At 46.3% G+C, this 1660-nt stretch carries 2 protein-coding genes and 1 pseudogene; all 3 read right to left on the reverse strand.

What is annotated here, in order from left to right; translation table 11 throughout:
• Positions 1-1073, reverse strand: a 1073-nt coding sequence (locus BMW64_RS20310) for an HAD-IC family P-type ATPase (protein WP_143052755.1), incomplete at its 3' end; no start/stop codon positions are given.
• A gap of 18 nt (positions 1074-1091) precedes the next feature.
• Complete coding sequence (locus tag BMW64_RS20315; protein WP_002981094.1) at positions 1092-1397, reverse strand: hypothetical protein; 306 nt, start codon at positions 1395-1397, stop codon at positions 1092-1094.
• A 14-nt stretch (positions 1398-1411) separates the two neighbouring features.
• A pseudogene (locus BMW64_RS20320) lies at positions 1412-1660 on the reverse strand (DUF3347 domain-containing protein); the annotation flags it as partial.

Genomic DNA, 1660 nt, shown 5'->3' on the forward strand with positions numbered 1-1660 from the left:
TGCGGGCAGGCCGTTACCATTACCGTCACCATTCTTTCAAGCGCAAAGGCAATATCTCCACTGCTTGCATACCAATAGGCAAATGTGCCTATGCCAACGGCAATGGCAATAAAGGTGAGCCATTTGGCAACTTTGTCCGCAAGGTTTTGCGTATTGGACTTAGTAGCTTGTGCCTCCTGAACAAGATTGATAACCCTGTTCAGGTAGCTGTCTTTTCCAACGGCTGTTACCTTAACCTTCAGCGCACCATCGCCATTGATAGAGCCTGCGATGACCTTTCCGTCCTTTTCCTTTTTCACGGGAATACTTTCTCCGGTAAGCATGCTCTCGTTGATATACGAAAGCCCCTCCAGTACCAATCCATCGGCTGGAATTTTTTCACCCGGTTTTATAATAGCCGTTTCACCGCTTTGCAGGTCTTCAAGCTTTATTTTTATCGCTTCTCCGTTTCGCTCCACCGTGACATCGTTAGGCAGCAAAGCAACCAATGATTGCAAAGCCCGTGAAGCAGCCATTTGGGAACGCATTTCCAGCCAATGCCCTAACAGCATGATGTCGATAAGCGTAGCCAGTTCCCAAAAGAAGTCCATGCCCTGCAAGCCAAATACAACGGCTACGGAATAGACATAGGCTACGGATATAGCGATAGCAACAAGTGTCATCATCCCTATGGCTTTGGCGTTCACCTCGCCAATCATTCCCTTTAGGAACGGCAAGCCTCCATAGCTATAAATCACTGTACCCAATGCCAGCAGCACATATTTATCTCCATTGAAAGCAAGGCTGAAACCCAACCATTCCTGTATCATGTGTGACAGGAGCAGGATAGGGATTGTAATGACGAGGCTTATCCAAAAACGAGCGAGAAAATCGCCTGTATGATGCCCCTCATGTTTGTTAAAGCTATCTCTGGCTTGGTTATGATGAGAATGCCCGGAATGCCCATGTCCTGATTTTTGTACATGAGAAACTGAGCTACCGCCAACGGGAACCAGTGCCATGCCACAAAGCGGGCATTTGCCTGGTTCGTCTTTTAGCACCTGCGGGTGCATGGGACACGTGTATTTTTTCATAATAAGGGGTTTTAAAAGTTATGTTGCACTTAATTTTTTTGCCATCTCATGGGTCATTTCTTCGGCATAAGCACCATAGGCATCCACAAGTACGCCTTTATTCTTACCATCATTGGACGATATGGCATAAATCACGGCATTGTTATCAGGACTGCTGTCGAGGCTTTCAAACCTATGGGTTTCCGTAACCGTAAAATCCTCCGGTTTTAGTTTCAGGCTCCTTGACGCACAGTACAGGCAGTCCGGCAACAGACTAAAGTCCATACTGTATCCACGCTGTCTTAGGTCTTTAAGCGCCTGCACCATGTCATTGTACTGTACCATAGCTTTCAGACCTGTTATTTAATGGTTTCGACCGTACTGCCGCAGGTAAGCATCTGTGAGCCGTAATATGGGTTTTTAACAGCATTCTCTTTACTTAGCCAATTGGCTCCCTTACCTCCATTGTACATAGGGCAGTGCTGGTAATAAACGGGAGTATCCTGTTTAGACACTTTGGCCAGTGTGTAGATGCTTCCCGAAAGTGCCGCAAAAGCACTTCTTTGTTTTGCAACATCTTTTGATTTTGAAATGCTTTCCGCATTGGC

The organism is Chryseobacterium taichungense (assembly GCF_900109935.1).
GTDB lineage: Bacteria > Bacteroidota > Bacteroidia > Flavobacteriales > Weeksellaceae > Chryseobacterium > Chryseobacterium taichungense.